This is a genomic window from Pseudomonas sp. S2_E02, from assembly GCF_054668355.1.
This window is the reverse complement of sequence record NZ_CP162761.1, coordinates 957181-977352: the sequence shown is the minus strand read 5'-3', so window position 1 is coordinate 977352 and position 20172 is coordinate 957181. Positions and strand designations below refer to the sequence as shown.

Below are 20172 nucleotides of genomic sequence, written 5' to 3'. Positions count from 1 at the left end.
TGCCTTGGCCTCTTCGCGAGCAAGCTCGCGAAGGGGGCGGTGCTATCGAAGCAAATCCAAGCGATCAGCGCCCACCACCCAAATCAACAAACGTCCCGGTCGCATAAGAAGCCTTATCCGACAACAACCAGACAATCGCCTCCGCCACTTCATCCGGGCGCCCGCCACGGGCCATAGGAATCGCCGACTCAAGCTTGCTGACCCGATCCGGATCGCCGCTCAGTGCGTGGAAATCGGTATAGATGTAACCCGGGCGCACCGCGTTGACCCGAATCCCCTCGCCCGCCACTTCCTTGGATAAACCGATAGTGAAGGTGTCGAGCGCGCCTTTGGACGCGGCGTAATCGACGTATTCGTTGGGCGAACCGAGACGCGCGGCCACCGACGACACGTTGACGATGCTGCCACCCTGCCCGCCGTGCTTGGGCGACATGCGCAGGATCGCGTGTTTGGCGCAGAGAATCGGCGCCAGTACGTTGGTTTTCATGATTTTGAGGATGCGGAATTCGGACATTTCGTCGACCCGCGATTTGTGTCCGACAGTGCCGGCGTTGTTCACCAGCGCGGTGACCCGGCCCAACTCGGCGTCGACCCGATGGAACAATGCGATCACTTCGTCTTCGATGCTGACGTCGGCACGCACGGCGATGGCCTGGGCGCCTAATCCGCGAACTTGCTCCAGCACGCTTTGCGCGGCTTGCTCATCCGACTGATAGTTGATGCAGATCCGATAACCTTGCTCGGCAGCCAACAACGCCGTAGCGGCGCCAATCCCGCGCCCGCCACCGGTGATCACAATGACTTTATCCATGCTGGCCTTTCCCCCAAATGCACACGTAACAGTCGGGGGGAAGAATAACCGCCATTGGCGGGTTTTGCATGAGGTCTGTTGTGTCGGGCCGGACGCCTTCGCGAGCAGGTCGAATCGTCGCACCGTCGCTCCCACAGGGGTATGCATTCCAAATGTGGGAGCGAGCTTGCTCGCGAAGAACGATAACGCGGTCGATCAGACCACCGCTGACTGCTCACCCCGCGCAATATCCTGCATGAATTTGTCCGCCGGCATCGGATGCCCGAGCAGATAACCCTGCAACGAATCACAGCCCAGTTCAGTCAGAAACGCCTGCTGCACACCGGTCTCGACACCTTCAGCGACAATGCGCAAACCCAGTGCCTGCCCCAACGCGACAATCGCCGAGACAATCGCCGCATCGTCGCTGTCATGCTCCAGATCGCGCACAAAACCGCGATCAATCTTCAGCTCGTTGGCCGGCAATCGCTTGAGGTACATCAGGCTGGAATAACCGGTGCCGAAGTCATCGATCGACAGGTCGACGCCCATGTCCGACAGTTCCTGCAACACCATCATGCTCGCATCGGCATCGCTCATGGCCGTGGTTTCGGTGATTTCCAGAGTCAGGCTGTTGGCCGGCAAGTGGTGCGTGGCCAGCGCCTTGGCCACGCTGCGCACCAGTCCCGTGTGGCAGAACTGCAACGCCGACAGGTTCACCGCGATACGCCAATCGGTGTAACCGAGCACATACCATTCGCGCATCTGGCGACAGGCTTCGTTGAGCACCCAGTCGCCGATCGGGATGATCAGCCCGGATTTCTCGGCCAGGTCAATGAACTTGTCCGGCATCAGCATGCCGTGGATCGGGTGCTCCCAGCGCAACAGCGCTTCAGCCCCGACCGGACGGCCGTTGGCGGCGTCGAACTTGGGTTGGTAATGCAAACTGAACTGGCTGTGTTCCAGCGCCGCGCGCAGGTCCTGCAACAACTGCAACTGCTTGCGCGCGTTGTTGTTCATTGACGCATCGAAAAAGCTGTAACCGTTTTTGCCGCCGCCCTTGGCGTGGTACATCGCCGCGTCGGCGTTCATCAGCAGCTCCTGCGCGGTCTGGCCATTGCCCGGGTACAGGGCGATGCCGACGCTAGCGGAGATCTGCAAGTCATGCTCGGCAACGCGGAATGATTGTGCGATCAGACCGACCTGACGCGCCGCCAGTCCCAGCGCATCATTGGGTTCGCTGAGGCGCACCAGTAACACGAATTCATCGCCACCGATCCGCGCCAGCGTGTCGAGGCTGCGCAAGTCTTCACGCAGGCGCACGCCGACTTCGCGCAACAACTGATCCCCCATGTGATGGCCGAACGCATCATTAACCGGTTTGAAGCCGTCCAGATCGATGAACATCAAGGCAAAGCAGCCGCCCTGCTCGTTGACCTTTTTCATCGCCTGATTGATCCGGTCGTCGAGCAACATGCGATTCGGCAGGCCGGTCAGGGTGTCGTGCAGGGCCAACTGCGTAAGTTCACGGTTGGCGACGGTCAACGAATGCGCCAGATCGGCAGTGCGCGCTTCAAGTCGTGCGTCGAGGATCGAGGTGAGCAAGGCAATCGACAGCACCGCCAGCGTGGTGATCAGCACCAGGCTGTCGAGGCCGCTGCCCTTCAAACCGTTGACGGTGGCACCGCAGAAACTGCCGTCTGGAAATTGCGCAGCGGCCATGCCGGTGTAATGCATGCCGACAATGGCGATACCCATGATGACCGCTGCGCCGCCGCGAATCAGGCGCACATACGGCGAGTGCTTACGCAGGCGAAAGGCAATCCACAGCGCCGCTGCCGATGCGCCGACCGCAATCAGCAACGAAGCGCCGAACAGCGTCGGGTCGTAGTCGATCCCCGGCGTCATGCGCATCGCTCCCATGCCGGTGTAATGCATGGCACTGATCCCGGCGCCCATGATCAGCGCACCGAAGGCCAGTTGCAGAATCGGCAGTTTTGGCTGGCTGACCAGCCACAAGGCGAACCCGCAGGACAACACGGCAATCAACAGTGAAAGCGCGGTCAGGGTGATGTCGTAGCCAAGGTCGATCGGCAGTTTGAAGGCGAGCATGCCAATGAAATGCATCGACCAGACGCCGATACCCATGGCAAACGCACCGCCGGCGTTCCAGAAATGCACCGCACGGCCCTTGGCCGTGGCAATGCGACCGGTGAGGTCGAGCGCAGTGTAGGAAGCGAGAATCGCCACGCACAACGAAATAAAAACCAGGGTGGAGGAATAACTACCGATGAGCATGGGATTTCTCGTGGCCACCCAACGCGGACTGCGTCCATTCTCGGTCGGGCAAATGCGGCGATTGTACTGATTACGCAGAAGAACGCACTGACAAAGTAATCAATTGGCCATCAAGCCGATGAAACGTTTGTTTGATCGGCCGACGAGGCTCTGGTCCGGCGCTCACGGCTTTACCCGATCGTTCCCACGCTCTGCGTGGGAATGCCTCAGCGGACGCTCTGCGTTCGGCTCTGGATGGGACGCGGAGCGTCCCGGGCTGCATTCCCACGCGGAGCGTGGGAACGATCAGTGAAGCCAACCTTCAGCGGGTGTTATCGCTGACATCCAGTTGTCCGTCCCAACCGCCGCCCAGCGCTGCGATGAGTTGCACGCTGGCAATCAAGCGGCTTTGCAGAATGTTCAGCACGCTGCGCTCGTTGCTCAGTGCCGTGGCTTGCACCACCACCACATCGATGTAGGCAATCAACCCGGCCTTGTACTGATTTTCCGTCAGGCGCAGGGAGTCGCGGGCCGCATCGAGCGCTTCCTGGCGCACCGCCGCTTCGTCTTCGTACACCTTCAACTGCACCAGATAGTTTTCCACTTCGCGGAAACCGTCGAGCACAGTCTGGCGGTACTTGGCCACGGTCTGGTCGTAGACCGCTTCAGTGCGGTCGACTTCTGCCGAACGAATGCCGCCATCGAAAATCGGCAACGACAGTTTCGGCCCGACCGACCAGAAACGGTTCGGCAGGCTGACCAGGTTCTGCGAGGTACTGCTGCTGTAACCGCCGCTCAGGCTCAGGCTCAGGTCCGGGTAATACGCCGCTTTGGCCACGCCGATATTGGCGTTGGCGGCAATCACCGAACGCTCCGCCGAAGCGATGTCCGGACGCCGCTCAAGCAACTGCGAGGGCAGGCTCAACGGCACCTGGGGCAGCTTTGGAATGGTCTGCACTTCGGCAATGTTGAAATCCGCCGGCGCCTGCCCGGTCAGCACGGCAATCGCATTTTCGAACTGCGCGCGCTGCCAGATCAGGTCGACCAGATCAGCCTGGGTGCTTTTCAGTTGCGTCTGCGCCTGCGCCACTGCATCGCGCCCGGAAACGCCGGCGCGGTACTGGTTCTGGGTCATTTTCAGCGAGCGTTCGTAAGCAGCAACCGTGGCTTCGAGCAGGCGTTTTTGCTGATCGATCACCCGCAGTTGCAGGTAGTTCTGCACCAGCTCCGACTGCTGGCTCAGACGCATGGCCGCCAGATCGGCAAAACTGGCCTGGGCACTGGCCTCATCGGCTTCCAGACCACGGCGCAATTTGCCCCAGACATCGGCTTCCCAACTGACGCCCAGCTCGGCGTTATAGGTGTCGCGAATGCCACTGGAGGAACTGCTCAGACTCGAACTGCTGCTGCCGGTACCTTGGCTGGAGCGGGTCTTGCCCAAGCTCAAGTCAACGCTGGGATAGAACGCTCCGCGAGCACTGCGCACCAAGGCCTGGGCCTGACGGTACTGGGCTTCCGACTGCGCGACGGTCTGGTTGGAATTGTTGAGTTTTTCGATCAGCCCGTTGAGCTGCTGATCGCCGTACAACTCCCACCAGGCGCCACGGGCCAGCGAATCGCTCGGGTTGGCCTGGGTCCAGCCAGCGGCTTCCTTGTACTGGGTGATTTCAGCGGTTTGCGGACGCTGGTAGTCCGGGCCGACGGCGCAGGCACTGAGCATCGCCACGCACAGCGACAGGCTCAGCAGACGCGAGCCGCGAACAGTGGCCAGATTGATAAGCGAACGGTCAGTCATAGCGGAGTTTCCAGAGCGGCGTCAGTACGCACGCCACGCCATTTGTTGAAACGATGGCGCAGCTTGTCGAGATAGAGGTAAACCACAGGCGTGGTGTAAAGCGTCAGCACCTGACTGAAGATCAGCCCGCCGATGATGGTCAGGCCCAGCGGCTGGCGCATTTCCGCGCCCTCGGCCCGGCCGAGCAGCAATGGCAAGGCACCGAGAATCGCCGCCAGCGTAGTCATCAGAATCGGCCGTAGCCGTTGCAGACAGGCGCTGCGGATCGATTCCAGCGGCGACAGGCCCTGATGCCGTTCCAGTTGCAGCGCAAGGTCGATCATCAGAATGGCGTTTTTCTTCACCACCCCAATCAGCAGGAACAGCCCGAGCAGCGAGATCAGGCTGAACTCGCCGCCCAGCGCATAGATCGACAGCAACGCACCGACACCGGCCGACGGCAGGGTCGACAGAATCGTCAGCGGATGGATGTAGCTTTCATACAGCACGCCCAGCACCAGATACACCGCCAGCAACGCGCCGAGAATCATGAACGGCTGGCTCTTCTGCGTCGCGGCGAAGGCGTCGGCAGTGCCGGCCATTTTCGCGATGACATCTTCCGGCAGGCCGAGCTTGGCAATCGCCCGCTCAATCGCGGCACTGCCCTGCTCCACCGTCACGCCTTCGGCCATGTCGAAGGAAATGTCTTCGGAGGCGAACTGGCCTTCGTGGCTGACGCGGTCGTCTTCCAGGCTGTTTTCGTAATGAGCGAACGTCGACAGCGGCACCCGCGCACCGTCAGCGGTGATCACCTGCACTTGCTTGAGCGTCACCGGATCCTGGGCGTATTTCGGATTGACCTCCATCACCACCTGATACTGGTTGAGGCTGTCGTAGATAGTCGAGATCTGCCGCTGGCTGTAGGCGTTGTTCAACACCGCCGTGACCATGTTCATGTCGACACCGAGGCGTTTGGCCTGGTCGCGGTCGACAATCAGCGTCACTTGTTGCGCCCCGGCGCCTTCTCGGGCATCAATGGCGGTCAGTTCGGGCAGGGCTCGCAATGCCGCGACCACTTTCGGAAACCATTTACGCAACTCGCCGAGGTCGGCGCTTTGCAGGATGTAGCTGTATTGCGAACTGGTCTGCTCGCGACCGCCGCCAAATTGCAGATCCTGGTCGGCCATCAGCATCAACTGCGCACCGGGCACTTTGGGCATTTCCTTACGCAGACGCTCGATGACTTTCTGTGCCGACAGCTGCCGCTCCTTGATCGGTTTCAGACGCACAATCATGAACGCGTTGTTGGTGCCGTTGCTGCCGCCGATGAACCCGGCGACGCTTTCCACTGCTTCGTCCTTGAGCACTGCGCGGCGGAAGATTTCCATTTTCGGCTGCATCACGCTGAACGACAGGCCGTCGTCGCCGCGCACAAAACCGATCAACTGCCCGGTGTCCTGCTGCGGCATGAAGGTTTTCGGCACCACCACGTACAGCGCGACGTTGACGCCGACGGTGATCAGCAGGCTGAGCAAGGTCAGGCGCCGGTGACGCAACACCCAATCGAGGCTGGTGGCGTACTTGCCGACCATCCAGTCGTTGGTGCGACGGCTCCAGCGTTGCAGGCGATTTTCCTGCCCCGGCGTGTGCGGCTTGAGCCAACGGGCGCAAAGCATCGGCGTCAACGTCAGCGAAACCACCAGCGAGACGACGATGGCCGCCGCCAGGGTGATGGAAAACTCGCGGAACAGGCTTTCGACAATCCCGCCCATGAACAGGATCGAGAGGAACACCGCCACCAGCGAGACGTTCATCGACAGCAAGGTGAAACCGACTTCCTTGGCCCCGAGGTACGCGGCCTGCATCGGTTTGACGCCTTCGTCGATGTGCCGGGAGATGTTCTCCAGCACCACAATCGCGTCGTCCACCACCAGACCGGTGGCGAGAATCAGCGCCATCAGCGAGAGGTTGTTCAGCGAGAAACCGTAGAGGTACATCACCGCAAAGGTGCCGACCAGCGACACCGGCACGGCCAGTGTCGGAATCAGCGAGGCGCGGAAGTTACCGAGGAACAGGAATACCACCAGAATCACCAGCGCCACCGCAATCAGCAAGGTCATCTCGGCTTCATGCAGCGTCGCCTTGATCACCGGCGAGCGGTCCATGGCCAGATTCAGCTTTACGCTGGCAGGCAACACCGCTTGCAAGGCCGGCAGTTGCGCCTTGATCTCGTTGACCGTCTCGATGATGTTGGCGCCAGCCTGGCGGTTGATCACCAGCAGCACCGCCGCGTCATCGTTGAAGAAACCACTGTTGTAGCGGTCTTCGACGCCGTCACTGACCTTGGCCACGTCCTTGAGGCGCAGCGCGGCGCCGTCGGCGTAGTGGATGATCAGTGACTCGTAATCCTTGGCTTTCTCCAACTGGTCATTGGCCTGGATCTGCCACAAACGCTGGCCGTCCTCGACCGAACCCTTCGGCCGGCGCACGTTGGCATCGGCGATGGTCTTGCGCACATCGTCGAGCGCCACCCCGTACTGGTTCAGCGCCTGTGGTTCGAGCTCGATGCGCACCGCCGGCAGCGAACTGCCGCCGATCTGCACTTCACCGACACCCTGCACTTGCGACAGGCTCTGCGAAAGAATCGTCGAGGCCAGATCGTAAAGCTGGCCTTTTTCCAGCACATCGGAGGTCAGCGACAGCACCATGATTGGCGCCTGCGACGGGTTGACCTTCTTGTAGGTCGGCATACTGCGCATGCCGCTCGGCAGCAGATTGCGCGAAGCGTTGATCGCTGCCTGCACCTCCCGCGCAGCACCGTTGATGTCGCGGTCGAGGTCAAATTGCAGAATGACCCGGGTCGAACCCTGACTGGAGCGGCTGCTCATGGTGTTGACGCCGGCAATCGCGCCGAACGAGCGCTCCAGCGGTGTGGCCACGGTGGACGCCATGACCTCCGGGCTCGCGCCGGGCAGACTGGCCTGCACGACGATCACCGGGAAATCCATTTGCGGCAGCGGCGAAACCGGCAGCAGGCCGAAGCTGACACCGCCGAGCAGCATGATCGCCAGGCTCAGCAGCATTGTGGCGACCGGGCGCTTGATGAAAGGACCGGAGAGGTTCATTGACCGCGATCCCCAACGTCACACCAATCCCCTGTAGGAGTGAGCCTGCTCGCGATAGCGGTGTGTCTGTTTACATTGATGTTGCAGGTGCCGGCCTCATCGCGAGCAGGCTCACTCCTACAAGGGTTATGTGTTCGGACAGTCATCCCGACACCTCTTCAGTGTCAGCATTGGTCTTGCCAAAGCGCCGACCGAGGCGGTCGAAATACAGGTAGATCACTGGCGTGGTGAACAGCGTCAGCACCTGGCTGACCAGCAAACCACCGACCATCACCAGACCCAGCGGCTGACGCAATTCAGCACCTGAGCCCGTGGCGAGCATCAACGGCACCGCACCAAACAGCGCCGCCAGCGTGGTCATCAGAATCGGCCGGAAGCGCAACAGCGCCGCCTGATAGATCGCCTGTTCCGGCGCCATGCCTTGCGTGCGCTCAGCATCGAGGGCGAAGTCGATCATCATGATCGCGTTTTTCTTGACGATACCGATCAGCAGGATGATGCCGATGATCGCGATCATGCCCAGATCATTGCCGCTGAGCAGCAACGCCAGCAAGGCACCGACCGCCGCCGACGGCAAGGTCGAGAGAATGGTGATCGGGTGGATGTAGCTCTCGTACAGCACGCCCAGCACGATGTACATGGTCACCACCGCCGCCAGAATCAGCAGCAAGGTGCTCGACAGCGAAGCCTGGAACGCTTCGGCCGCGCCCTGGAACTGGGTCTGCACGCCGACGGGCATGCCGATGTCTTTCTGTACCTGCTCGATGATGTCGACCGCATGCCCCAGCGCCACACCGGGCGCGAGGTTGAACGACATCATTACCGCCGGGAACTGGCCGATATGGGTGATCGCCAGTTGCGCCTGACGCTCCTCGATATGAGCCAGACTCGACAGGCGTACCTGCGCGTCATCGGTGGTCTTGACGTGAATCTGGTCCAGCGCCTGCGGGCCGATCTTCTCTCCGGCCTGGGCTTGCAGCACCACGCGGTACTGGCTGGCCTGGGTGTAAATGGTCGAGATCTGCCGCTGGCCGAAAGCGTCATAGAGCGCATCGGTGATATTCGCCACCGAGACGCCAAGGCGTGAGGCGGCATCGCGATCGATCACCAGATAGACCTGTAAACCCTTGTCCTGCAAATCACTGGCAACGTCGGTCAATTCCGGACGTTGTGCCAGCGCTTCGACCAGTCTCCCGCTCCACTGGCTGAGCAGTTCGGAATCCGGCGAGGACATGCTGAACTGATACTGGGTCCGGCTGACACGGTCTTCGATGGTCAGGTCCTGCACCGGCTGCATGAACAGGCGGATGCCGACCAGTTTGTCCAGTTGCGGTTGCAGGCGCGCAATCACTTCAGTGGCGCTTAGATCGCGATCGCCATGGGGCTTGAGGTTGATCAGCAAGCGGCCGCTGTTGAGCGTGGCGTTATCGCCGTCGACACCGATGTAGGACGACAGGCTCTGCACCGCCGGATCTTGCAGAATGATTTTCGCCAGTTGCTGCTGACGCTCGCCCATCGCGGCGAAGGAGATCGACTGCGGCGCTTCGGAGATGCCCTGAATCACCCCGGTGTCCTGCACCGGGAAGAAGCCTTTCGGCACGACCATGTAAAGAAATACGGTCAACCCCAGCGTAGCGATGGCCACCAGCAAGGTCAGCGGCTGGTGTTTGAGCACCCAGCGCAGCATCCGCCCGTACTCGGCAATCATCCAGTCAATCACCGCGCCACTGGCCCGATAGAAACGGCCCTGCTCGTGTTCTTCCGGTTCGCGCTTGAGCAGACGCGCGCACATCATCGGCGTCAGGGTCAGCGAGACCACCAGCGAAATCAGGATCGCCACGGCCAGGGTGATGGCGAACTCGCGGAACAAACGCCCGACCACGTCGGCCATGAACAACAGCGGAATCAATACTGCGATCAGCGACAGGGTCAGGGAAATCAGGGTGAAACCAATTTGCTTGGCACCTTTGAGCGCGGCCTGCATCGGGCTGTCGCCCTCTTCGATGAAGCGCGCGATGTTCTCGAGCATGACGATGGCGTCGTCGACCACGAAACCGGTGGCAATGGTCAGCGCCATCAAGGTCAGGTTGTTGACCGAGAAGCCGGCCAGATACATCACGCCGAAAGTGCCGATCAGCGACAGAGGCACCGCCACCGACGGAATGATCGTGGCACTGGCGCGCCGCAGGAACAGAAACGTCACCATCACCACCAGGGCGATGGCGATCAGCAATTCGTGTTGCACGTCAGTGACCGAGGCGCGGATGGTCTGCGTGCGATCCGTCAGCACCGTCACTTCGAGGCCGGCCGGCAGGTTGTCGGTGATGCTCGGCAGCAGCGCCTTGATGCGGTCGACCACTTCAATGACGTTGGCCCCCGGCTGACGCTGGATGTTCAGCAATACCGCCTGATTCTGGTTGGCCCACGCAGCGAGACGTTCGTTCTCGGCGCCATCGACAATTTCCGCCACGTCCTTGAGCCGCAACGGCGCGCCGTTCTTGTAGGCGAGGATCAGGTTGGCGTAATCCTTGGGCGAGGTCAGTTGGTCGTTGGCGTCGAGCATCGACACCCGCGTCGGGCCGTCAAAGTTGCCCTTCGGCTGGTTGACGTTGGAAGCACTGATCAAGGTGCGCACGTCCGCCAGGTTCAAGCTGTTGGCCGCCAACGCTTCCGGGTTGACCTTGATGCGCACGGCCTGACGCTGACCGCCGGCAATGCTGACCATGCCGACGCCGCTGATCTGGGCAATTTTCTGCGCCATGCGCGTATCGACCAGGTCATTGAGTTTGGGCAGTAACATGGTTTTCGAGGTGATCGCCAGGGTCAGCACCGGGGTGTCCGCCGGGTTGACCTTGTTGTACACCGGCGGCGCCGGCAAATCGGTGGGCAGCAGATTGGTCGCGGCGTTGATCGCGGCTTGCACCTGTTGTTCGGCGACGTCCATGTTGATGTCGAGGCTGAAGCGCAGGGTCAGCACCGACGCACCGCCGGAACTGGTCGAGGCCATTTGCGTGAGGCCCGGCATCTGCCCGAACTGGCGCTCGAGCGGCGCAGTTACGGCACTGGTCATCACATCCGGGCTGGCGCCGGGATACAAGGTCATGACGCGGATGGTCGGGTAATCGACTTGTGGCAGCGCAGAAACTGGCAGCAAGCGATAAGCGATCAGGCCGGCCAGAACAATGGCCAGCATGCTCAGGGTGGTGGCTACCGGTCGGAGGATGAACAGCCGCGAAATGTTCATGCGCCCTTCTTGGCCTTGTCGGTGACAGCAGCGTCAGTCGGGGTGGCGGCAGATTTGCCTTGCAGGTGTTCAGTTGGAGTGGTCGGCACTTGGTTGCTGTCGTTGACCACTTCCACTTCGCTGCCTTCCTTCAGACGGTCGGTGCCTTCCAGCACCACGCGGTCGCCGGCGGCCAGGCCCTCGGTGACCACAGTGTTTTCGCCATCACTGGCGCCGATCTTCAATTGGCGAATGGTGACTTTCTTGTCGCCATCCAGTGCATAGACGAAGGTGCCGTTGGTGCCGAACTGGATGGCCGCCGACGGTGCCAGCACCACGCCCTTCAGCGTGTCAGCGAGCAAGTGAACGTTGACGAACTGGTTGGGGAACAGCGCCTGATCACGGTTATCGTAGCGGGCCTTGAACTTCAGGGTGCCGGTGGCAACGTCGATCTGGTTGTCGAGGCTTTGCAGAACGCCGGTGGCTTGCAGTTTGCTGTCGCCGCGGTCCCACGCTTCGGCCGGCAGCTTGGCGCCGCTGCGATAACGCGCGAGCACGGTTTCCAGGCTGTTTTCCGGCAAGGTGAAAGCGACGCTGATCGGTTGCGTCTGGGTGATCACCGCGAGGGACGTGGTGTCATTGGCGGTGACGAGGTTGCCGACGTCGACCTGGCGCAGACCGACACGGCCGGCAATCGGCGCGCGGATCTTGGTGAATTCGAGATTGAGCTTGGCGTCGTTGACTGCGGCCTGGTTGGTCTTGACCGTGCCCAGATACTGACCGACCAGCGCTTCGGCGGTGTCCAGCGTCTGTTTGGCGATGCTGTCCTCTTTGTACAGACCGCGATAACGCTCGACGTCGACCTGGGCGTTTTTCAGTTGCGCCTGATTCTGCAGCAAGGTGCCTTCGGCCTGCAGCAAAGCGTTCTGGTATGGACGTGGATCGATCTCTGCCAGCAGGTCGCCAGCCTTGACCATCTGCCCTTCTTCGAAATTGATCTTGACCAGCTCGCCGCCCACACGGCTGCGCACATTGATGGTGTTGAGCGCGGTCACGGTGCCCAATGCCTTGTAGTACAGCGGGAAGTCGCCGGTGACCGCCGGCGCCACGCGCACCGGAATCGGCCCGGTGCCGCCACCGAAGCCCGGCCGCATCATCCCCGAACGCCCGGTGTGCCCGGCCGCCGCTTTGTCAGCGCCCTCTTTGTGGGCTGAACCGGTGGGCCAGAATTTCCAGCACAGGACGGCGATCACCAACAAGACCAGCAGGCTGATCAGCCAGCGACGGGAGTTACGAGGGGACGATTGCATGGAGTCATTAACCATTGGGCGCGTGGGCTTCTTTTACGGGAGGCTGAACGATAAGCACTGGTGGGGAAATAGCAAAGCAGCTTTACCGGCAATTTACCTTCAACTTACGTTTCAAGGTGTGAGGCAAAACACTGATACACAAATGAAAACGGCCTGGACAGGGCCAGGCCGTTAACAATTGTAAAAGCGCTTACTTGAGAACGGACAGCGCCGCTTCGTAGTTAGGCTCTTCAGCGATTTCCTTGACCAGTTCGCTGTGCAGGACGTTGTCGTTTTCGTCCAGCACCACAACGGCGCGAGCGGTCAGGCCTTTCAGCGGGCCGTCAGCGATGGCCACGCCGTAGTTCTCGATGAACTCGGTGCCGCGCAAGGTCGACAGGTTTTGTACGTTTTCCAGACCTTCGGCGCCGCAGAAACGTGCCTGGGCGAACGGCAGGTCAGCGGAGATGCACAGCACCACGGTATTGGCGATGTCGTTGGCCTGAGCGTTGAACTTGCGCACGGAAGTGGCGCAGGTCGGGGTGTCGACGCTTGGGAAGATGTTGAGGATTTTGCGCTTGCCGGCAAAGTCTTTCAGGGTGACGTCGGACAGATTGCCGGCAACCAGAGAAAAGGCTGGCGCCTTGGAACCGGCTTGTGGCAACTGGCCGTTGACTTGAACCGGATTGCCTTTAAGGGTGACTTGAGCCATGACTTGAGTCCTTCTGATGTTTTGATTGGAAAGCATGCAAGAGGCCGAAGTTAACCACGAAATGGTCCGACGACCTATGCCCTGTTTGGAAATTGTTGGGTGCCTGCGCGAAAAATTGTATACAAAACCAGCACAATTCCCTTGTAGGAGTGAGCCTGCTCGCGATAGCGGTCTGTCCGTCAACATCTGCGTGTATGACACACCGCCATCGCGAGCAGGCTCACTCCTACAATTAGATCTGCGGTGTGAAAAATTCTCCGCACTTTTACCAGAGACCCTGTCGATTCAAGTGTGGCCCGTTCGACTAAGCAATGAATCCCACCAAACTCACGGAGTAACCGCCATGCGCTTCATGATCCTTGTCAAAGCCAGCGCCGATTCGGAAGCCGGCATCATGCCCAGCGAAGAACTGATCACCGCGATGGGCAACTTCAACGAAGAACTGGTCAAGGCCGGCATCCTGATCGATTGCGATGGCCTGCACCCGAGCAGCAAAGGCGCTCGCGTGCATTTCTCCGGGGACAAACGCACGGTCATCGACGGGCCGTTCATCGAGACCAAAGAACTGGTAGCGGGTTACTGGATCTGGGAAGTGAAATCAAAAGAAGAAGCCATCGAATGGGTCAAGCGCTGCCCCAACCCAATGTCAGGCGATTCTGATATTGAAATCCGCCAGATATTTTCTGCAGAAGACTTCGGCGCTGAGTTCACTCCTGAAGCGCGGGAACAGGAAGAACGTGTCCGCGAACAGGCCAAGAAAAACGGCTGAACCGGAAATCCCATGTAGGAGCTGCCGAAGGCTGCGATCTTTTGATCTTGAAAAGCAAAGTCAAAAGATCACAGCCTCGTTTCACTCGACACCTACAGAATCGATCACTCGGGCATAGAGCGGATCTTGATCATTCAATAGAGATCAGCTCTTGAGCTCGACGTGATCCAATGCCTGATTCACCGCGAGTTCCCCCAGCATGACAACCTGTGCAATACCCAGTGCAGTCTTGCGCTGCGAGGTTTCCAGCGAGGCGGCGAAGTTCATCAGCATTTCACTGGCCGAGCCGAGGGTTTCGCTGGCGTTGGCGAGCAGGGATTCAGTGTTGTACCTGGGATTGGCGAGGTACATGGGTTCCGGCTCGTTGGCGCTGGACATGATATGGGCGCTGGGGTTGAGGTAGTAGTCGAGGGCGCGATCGGCGGCTTCGTGGAGTTTTTTACTGTCGACTGAGGCGTAGGGGGATGTGGTGTCGGCGTCTGATTCTGGGGGGTTCGGTGTTGGCTTTTTCATGGTGTAACTCCACTGGAAAATTGGAGCTGCCCCATTCGGTTTCCGGACGAAGAGGTGGCAGCTGTACGCAGGTTGGAAACCCGGGCAGCGGCGACCCGGACGACCCGAAGGTCCCCCGCGCACAGCCGCCATAACGGAGTGCACACATTCGAAGTGCGCAAGGATACGTTATGAAAGGCGTGTACGCGCCACTAATACCCGTCGGGGTTTCCAGTCCCGGTCGCTGATTTGGCAGCGACGAACACAGGCTAGAGACCCGACGTCCGACGGACAACCTGAAAACCTTGTGGGAACGTTCCGCAAATTCCAAACAACGTTTAAACATCCCGAATTGAAATACGCATATGTAGTAGCGGCCGAAGGCTAGAGCCGCGATCGGACGAACTTTTGATTTTGCATTTAAAAAACACGATCAAAAGATCGCAGCCTCGTGTCACTCGCCAGCTCCTGTCGCCAGTGCGTCGTCCGCTTGCAGAGTCAGTTGGCGGGTGATGCGCGGCGATGGCGGCAACCCGTATTTCCGCTGGTTCGTCGGCAAATAAACGACGGCTGAGGACTTTTCGACGCGAAACAGGTAGGGTGCGCAAAATCAAAGTGCCATCACTGGACCGCGTCGCAGGTTTTCATGGAGTTGTACACGCAATGAGTTGCTGGACCGTCCTTGGCCTCACGGCCGACGCCGATACGCGCAGTATCAAACGCCAATACGCTGCCCTGCTCAAACAGACCCGTCCGGACGAAGACACCGAGGGCTTCCAGCGCCTGCGTGACGCCTATGAGCAAGCCCTGAATTACAAGGAATGGGCGCAGGCCAGCGAGGACCACGGGGCTGATGAAGACGCCTGGGATTTGACCGGTCTGACCGTAGTCGAAGTCGACGCCTTGCAGCAGGCGACGCGCTCGCTGGCCGACACCAGCCTTGCACAATTGCAACAGCGCCATGCCCTCGCCGTTGAGCAGGGTTGCGCGCATATCCTCGAAGAGACCCTGCTGCAGCATTGCATCGAGCACCCGGATACATCGGCGCCGATGGTCGATTGGGCGGTGCAGACGTATCACTGGTTCAGTGCCTGGCAGCGGCTGGAACTGGACGAGGAATCCATCGAACATTTGCTCGATCACCAGCGGGAACGCATGACTCGACCGCTGCGTGATGCCCTCGAACGTGAGGACAGTGCGGCCTTTTTGCAGGCCTACGCACAGTGCGCGCAATACCTCTGGCTCGACGCTGAAGTGCACCGGCTGTGGTTCAACCTGTTCCTCAGTCGATTGCTGCTGGACAGCGAATACTGGTCCTCCACTATTTTCGAGCAGGTCTGCGCGGGCCAGGGCTGGCATTCCGGTCCGGCCAACCGTTGCCCGAAAGATGAATGGAAACGTCTGGTCGCGCGCCATGAAGCTCCGATTTTTATCGCGCAACAGCGTCAACTCGCCGAAGAGCCGCCCGCCACCGCCGAACACCGCGCCGCCCGCCTGTTGCTCGGCAGCGGCCCGTTCAACCAGCGTCGCGCATTGGCCAGACGCCTGCGTGAGAAAGATTGGGAGCATTGCCGACATTTGAGTTCGGCGCTGTATGCCAATCATCCGAAGGTCTGCGCAGAGATGCCCGGGGGCACCGCGTTTTTCTGGCGCGACTGGGAACTGAAACGCGGCGAATGGCCGACCTACGTTGGCGTGGTGCTGGCCTGTCTGATCGGTGCGTTTACTCATTTCATCCCGCTGGGGCTGCGCGTCACCGGGCTGATCAATATCGTCATGACCTCAACAATCGTGTTTGGCGTGATCGCTGCGGGTATCAACTGGCTGACGCACGAACTGGCGCACACCCATTGGCTGCTGGATGACCGCCTCAGCGCGCGGTTGTGGCCGGGTTTTGCCAAGGACGCTGCGCCGTTCGGCGTACTACGCGATCTGATTCCCTGCGCATTGATGGTGGCCGGACTCTGCTGGTTTTTCGGCCCCATCGCTGGCGTCGTTTATGCGGCCACGCTGGCCAGCGTGGGTTTGATTCGTCGCCGTCAGGTCAAGCCACACACGTCCTGGGAAAAGACCAACCTGCCGGTGAAAATCGGCCTGACGCTACTCGGCGTTGTCGCCCTGGTGCTGGTGCTAGGTGTGTTCAAAGTGGCCGCCAGCCAAGGCACGGTCAATCGCAATCAGGGTCTGCAACCCTGGGCGGAGCGTTTGTGTAGCCGGTTGCCGGCGAGTTCTTTCGATTGCGGCGCTCCGGCCACCCGCGAGCAGTGGTATCCCGCGGAGGCACGGCCATGACGTCGAGATTCATGTTTGTCAGCGGCGTCGTGGTCGTTCTGGTGGTGATGGGGCTGTCGAGCGCGACCCGACCGTTCCTGAAGCTCGACCTGTGGCTTGATCAGCGCGACTCAGTGGTGACCGCACAGGCCAACGCGTTGAGTCCGGTCATTGCCTGCGTCAACCGTGTCGATGTGCACTGGCGCAACGCCTACGACAAAAACCAACATCAGCGGCCAACCGCTGATGCGTTCGGAAAGTATATTTCCGAGCCTCAGGATTTCGATAACAGTGATGCCTTCACTGTGCGTGACATCCAGGAGGATACCTGCCTGCGGGATATCAACGAAAAGCTCGAGCTGCTGGCCTACCAGCCAGCGCTGTCGCAGAAAGTCCGTGACTACGCGCAAGCACTGAAGTGGGCATCGGTGATTTCGCCACCGACTCGACTCGATAAAAGTGCGAGCTTCTTTGTCGTCCCGTTCAACCAGACACCGCGAGTTCTGGCGCAAATTCAGACCGCCAGCAATGCCTATCTCAGCGCATCGACTGCCTTGAGAGAAGAACTGCTGCCACTGGACATCGCGCAGCGATCCGAACAGCTCAAACTTCTTGAGGCACGCGTAGGCAAGGAGATCCACTGGTCTCTACTGGCGTATATGATTCAGGCCCGAGAGACATTGGAGCGGCTGGAGGACGGGATGAAGCATCGCACCCTGACCCCTCAAGCCGTGGCCGAAACCACCGCTGATCTGCAACAGGCGTGGAATCGCGGTGGGCCATTCATCGGCCCGCGTGAGCCTGGTTTCCGTAACAAAGACGATGATGCGCGCGAGCTGTGGCGACACATCCGTGAGCCTGCGCAGCACTATCTCGAAGCACTGAACACCCTGCACAGGGATTGGCAGGACCGCGCCGAACCGCAACGTTTGAGCGACGACTATTACGCCGTCACCCGTGGCTACGACGCCTTGCTCAGCCACTACAACCGCCAGGCACGCGCCAATTTCTGAGGGTGTGCACAGGCCGGACGGTCCTCGCGGACAATCCGGCCTCGTGCGCTTACTTGGCTTTCTTGAGCTTCAGATACGACTGACGCAGGTCTGAGGCCCAGCCATCGATGACGGGTTTGACGTCGTTGGTGCTCATTGCCTGCGAATCATTTTCCAGTGGTTTGCCGGTGCCTTTGCGCACCACTTGCGCGACGACCTTGTTATTTGCGCCATCGAGGAACACCGCTTCGGTGGCCAACGTAGTTTCCTGATCGCGAATACCGCTGGCGGTGCTGACCGCAGCGGCGACCAGCGCAATCGGAATCACCTCGTAAGCATGCAGGCCTTCGGTGGAGCTGCTCACGGCGGTGATTGCCGCACGCACCACAATCACGCCCGGGCCAGGACCGGTGGCCAACGGCAAGTCTTTGCCGATCTCACGTTTGAGCGCCTGATCGTAGTAGGAAGTGATGCCATTGAGGGTTTGCTGGGAGATCTTCGCGGTGGGTTGCGGTTTCGGGTAGAGCTGAGTCGGCTCGATGTACACACTGGTGAATTTCCTGACGTCGACCTTTGGATCGATCCAGCGCATCACCTCGGCACCGGACGGGGATTTGGCCTCCTTGAGCTGGCTGTAGTCTTTGAGGAATCCTGAGTACTCTTTCGGGTCGACGGTTTTGCTGGAACAACCCACCATTGCGACGGTGGCAATGCACAGAGTGCCCATCATCACTGCTAGCTTCATGCTGTAACTCCTGTCAGAAGGCCGAAAAACTTTGCCCGGGGGAATTACAGGTATAGCTAAAACTTCAGTAATTGCGATTGCACAGCACAATATTCACGCAAGGCTGCGCGGCGGATCACAAGCGTCATTTGAAAGACGTCGAGCATCCGGCAATGCTGCATCGAGCTCTTGGCTATTGGTGAGCTTCAAGAATCCGCTGCATTGGAACAAGCTGAGCCAGAACGCCCGCAAGTGTTGTTGCAGGGGTGGAAGAAGATGAACATGGGGGATCCGGCGCTTAAGTGACCGGCTGGATATTGTCTTCCCTCACCCTAGCCCTCTCCCAGAGGGAGAGGGGACCGATTGGGGGATATTCAAGAGTTCCGCCGACTTGAGCGATTGCCTTTGAATCCATAATCGACTCGGTCTTTCACGTCAGTGTCGCTCGCCAGACACCTCGGTCAGTCCCCTCTCTCAGAGGTAGATAGAGGGGACCGATTGGGGGAGATTCGAGAGATGCACCGACGTGAACGATTGGCTTTGAATCCATAATCGACTCGGTCTTTCACGTCGGTGTCGCTCGCCAGACAACTCGGTCAGTCCCCTCTCCCTCCGGGAGAGGGTTAGGGTGAGGGGCTTTTCAGGGGTTCACCCCGTTACCAGGACGAAGTCTCACCACTGCGCAACGCCATCTCCCGCCGGCTGTTGATGTGCATCGCCTTGATCAACGATACCGTGCCCACCAGCAAAATCGCCGCGCCCAACAGGAAGTCGATGTTGTACAGCTGAAAATCCTGCACCGGCCCGATCAGCAGCACCCGCACGATCGCGGCGCCCAACAGCGTGGCAAGGAAGTCGATCCCCGGTTCATTGCGGTAAAACACCAGCAATAACGGCAGGCACAACACCAGCAGGAGCAACAACACCACAACCTTGAACGAGCCTTTGCGCTCAACGCTGAACGCACATTCGTGCGGCCCGTAAGCCTTGTAATCCTCGTCGCGGATCATCGAGGTTTTCTCGTTGATGTAGTCGACGCGGTTGTACTTCTGGATCGGCGTGAAGGTGTTGGACATCTCCATTAACGTGGTGATGTTCTTGAAGCGCAGGTCGATGCGCTCGCTGCCCTTGAGGTAATAGAGCACCGGTTTATAGCCGTAGCGATAGCTGTCGAAAGGGAATTCGGTAACCTGACCCTGGACACCAATCGGGCGCGGTTCAAGTTCGGCGTAGGCGCTTTTGTTGGTGGCCGACAGGTTGCGGCTCAGCGGCTGCACCTTGACCTGCTCAAGGAAGATCGGCGTGACGCCGAATGACCACTGCAACGGTTCCAGTCGCAAACGCAGTTCATTGCGAGCGAGGTCGTAGCGGTTGAAGGTGCGTTCGGAAACCACCAGGGAACCACTGAGCATGAACTCGCCGCGCAGGTTATTGGTGACGCGCAAGGTCAACTGGTCCTTGCCCAGCAGCGCTGCTTCCGTAGTCGGTGGTGTGCCACACCACGCGGTGCTTTCGCCGACGCCGCCGAGCTGGCCGTCGCGGTTTTCCTTGAATACATAAAAGTAACTGGCCCACAGCGTCACCATTAACAGCAACGCTGTGAGGCCGAGGATTTTTTTGCCCGGACTCACTGATCAGACTCCCTTCTTCGGTTCCATCGTCCAGCCGAAAACCCGCTGGCGACGGCGACTCTACCAAAAGGCCACCATCGACCCAAGGGAAAATGCCCGATTC

The 20172-nt window shown here is 59.8% G+C and carries 13 protein-coding genes; 3 read left to right on the top strand and 10 right to left on the bottom strand.

Annotation, left to right across the window (positions count from 1 at the left end; translation table 11 throughout):
- Nucleotides 1-64 precede the first annotated feature (64 nt).
- From AB4O01_RS04350 to tpx, 7 genes are all read right to left on the bottom strand, one after another.
- Nucleotides 65-811, bottom strand: coding sequence for an SDR family oxidoreductase (locus AB4O01_RS04350; protein WP_460090787.1), 747 nt, complete (start codon nt 809-811; stop codon nt 65-67).
- Nucleotides 812-1006: 195 nt separating this feature from the next.
- Nucleotides 1007-3088 carry a putative bifunctional diguanylate cyclase/phosphodiesterase gene (locus tag AB4O01_RS04345; RefSeq protein ID WP_460090786.1) on the bottom strand — a complete coding sequence of 694 codons (2082 nt, stop codon included), beginning with the start codon at nt 3086-3088 and terminating at the stop codon, nt 1007-1009.
- Nucleotides 3089-3389: 301 nt separating this feature from the next.
- Complete coding sequence (locus AB4O01_RS04340) at nt 3390-4862, bottom strand: efflux transporter outer membrane subunit (RefSeq protein WP_460090785.1); 1473 nt, start codon at nt 4860-4862, stop codon at nt 3390-3392.
- The gene (locus AB4O01_RS04335; RefSeq protein WP_099759038.1) at nt 4859-7966 is read right to left on the bottom strand and encodes an efflux RND transporter permease subunit; all 3108 of its coding nucleotides are present in this window, start codon (nt 7964-7966) and stop codon (nt 4859-4861) included. Before AB4O01_RS04335 ends, AB4O01_RS04340 begins: the two co-directional genes overlap by 4 nt.
- Before the next feature lie 142 nt (nt 7967-8108).
- The gene (locus tag AB4O01_RS04330) at nt 8109-11210 is read right to left on the bottom strand and encodes an MdtB/MuxB family multidrug efflux RND transporter permease subunit (RefSeq protein ID WP_460090784.1); all 3102 of its coding nucleotides are present in this window, start codon (nt 11208-11210) and stop codon (nt 8109-8111) included.
- Complete coding sequence (locus AB4O01_RS04325) at nt 11207-12514, bottom strand: MdtA/MuxA family multidrug efflux RND transporter periplasmic adaptor subunit (protein WP_257354912.1); 1308 nt, start codon at nt 12512-12514, stop codon at nt 11207-11209. Before AB4O01_RS04325 ends, AB4O01_RS04330 begins: the two co-directional genes overlap by 4 nt.
- A gap of 175 nt (nt 12515-12689) precedes the next feature.
- Nucleotides 12690-13190 (bottom strand): thiol peroxidase, encoded by a 501-nt coding sequence (gene tpx, locus AB4O01_RS04320; protein WP_186624725.1) that lies wholly within the window; start codon nt 13188-13190, stop codon nt 12690-12692.
- Between the two features lie 343 nt (nt 13191-13533).
- Between tpx and AB4O01_RS04315 the strand changes: the two genes are divergently transcribed.
- Entirely contained in the window at nt 13534-13959 is a 426-nt protein-coding gene (locus tag AB4O01_RS04315) for a YciI family protein (RefSeq protein ID WP_095126253.1), read from the top strand.
- A 144-nt stretch (nt 13960-14103) separates the two neighbouring features.
- Here AB4O01_RS04315 and AB4O01_RS04310 read toward each other — a convergent pair whose 3' ends face one another.
- Entirely contained in the window at nt 14104-14472 is a 369-nt protein-coding gene (locus tag AB4O01_RS04310) for a DUF6124 family protein (protein ID WP_460090782.1), read from the bottom strand.
- 642 nt (nt 14473-15114) lie between these two features.
- On the opposite strand from AB4O01_RS04310, the gene AB4O01_RS04305 reads away from it, so the two are divergent.
- Nucleotides 15115-16743, top strand: coding sequence for a J domain-containing protein (locus AB4O01_RS04305; RefSeq protein WP_460090781.1), 1629 nt, complete (start codon nt 15115-15117; stop codon nt 16741-16743).
- Entirely contained in the window at nt 16740-17735 is a 996-nt protein-coding gene (locus AB4O01_RS04300) for a DUF3829 domain-containing protein (protein WP_460090780.1), read from the top strand. The genes AB4O01_RS04305 and AB4O01_RS04300 overlap by 4 nt, the downstream gene beginning before the upstream one ends.
- Nucleotides 17736-17784: 49 nt before the next feature.
- Here AB4O01_RS04300 and AB4O01_RS04295 read toward each other — a convergent pair whose 3' ends face one another.
- Together AB4O01_RS04295 and AB4O01_RS04290 are read right to left on the bottom strand one after the other, a co-directional pair.
- Nucleotides 17785-18459 (bottom strand): DUF3313 domain-containing protein, encoded by a 675-nt coding sequence (locus AB4O01_RS04295; protein ID WP_093433003.1) that lies wholly within the window; start codon nt 18457-18459, stop codon nt 17785-17787.
- A gap of 635 nt (nt 18460-19094) precedes the next feature.
- Nucleotides 19095-20069 (bottom strand): hypothetical protein, encoded by a 975-nt coding sequence (locus AB4O01_RS04290; protein WP_460090779.1) that lies wholly within the window; start codon nt 20067-20069, stop codon nt 19095-19097.
- Nucleotides 20070-20172 lie beyond the last annotated feature (103 nt).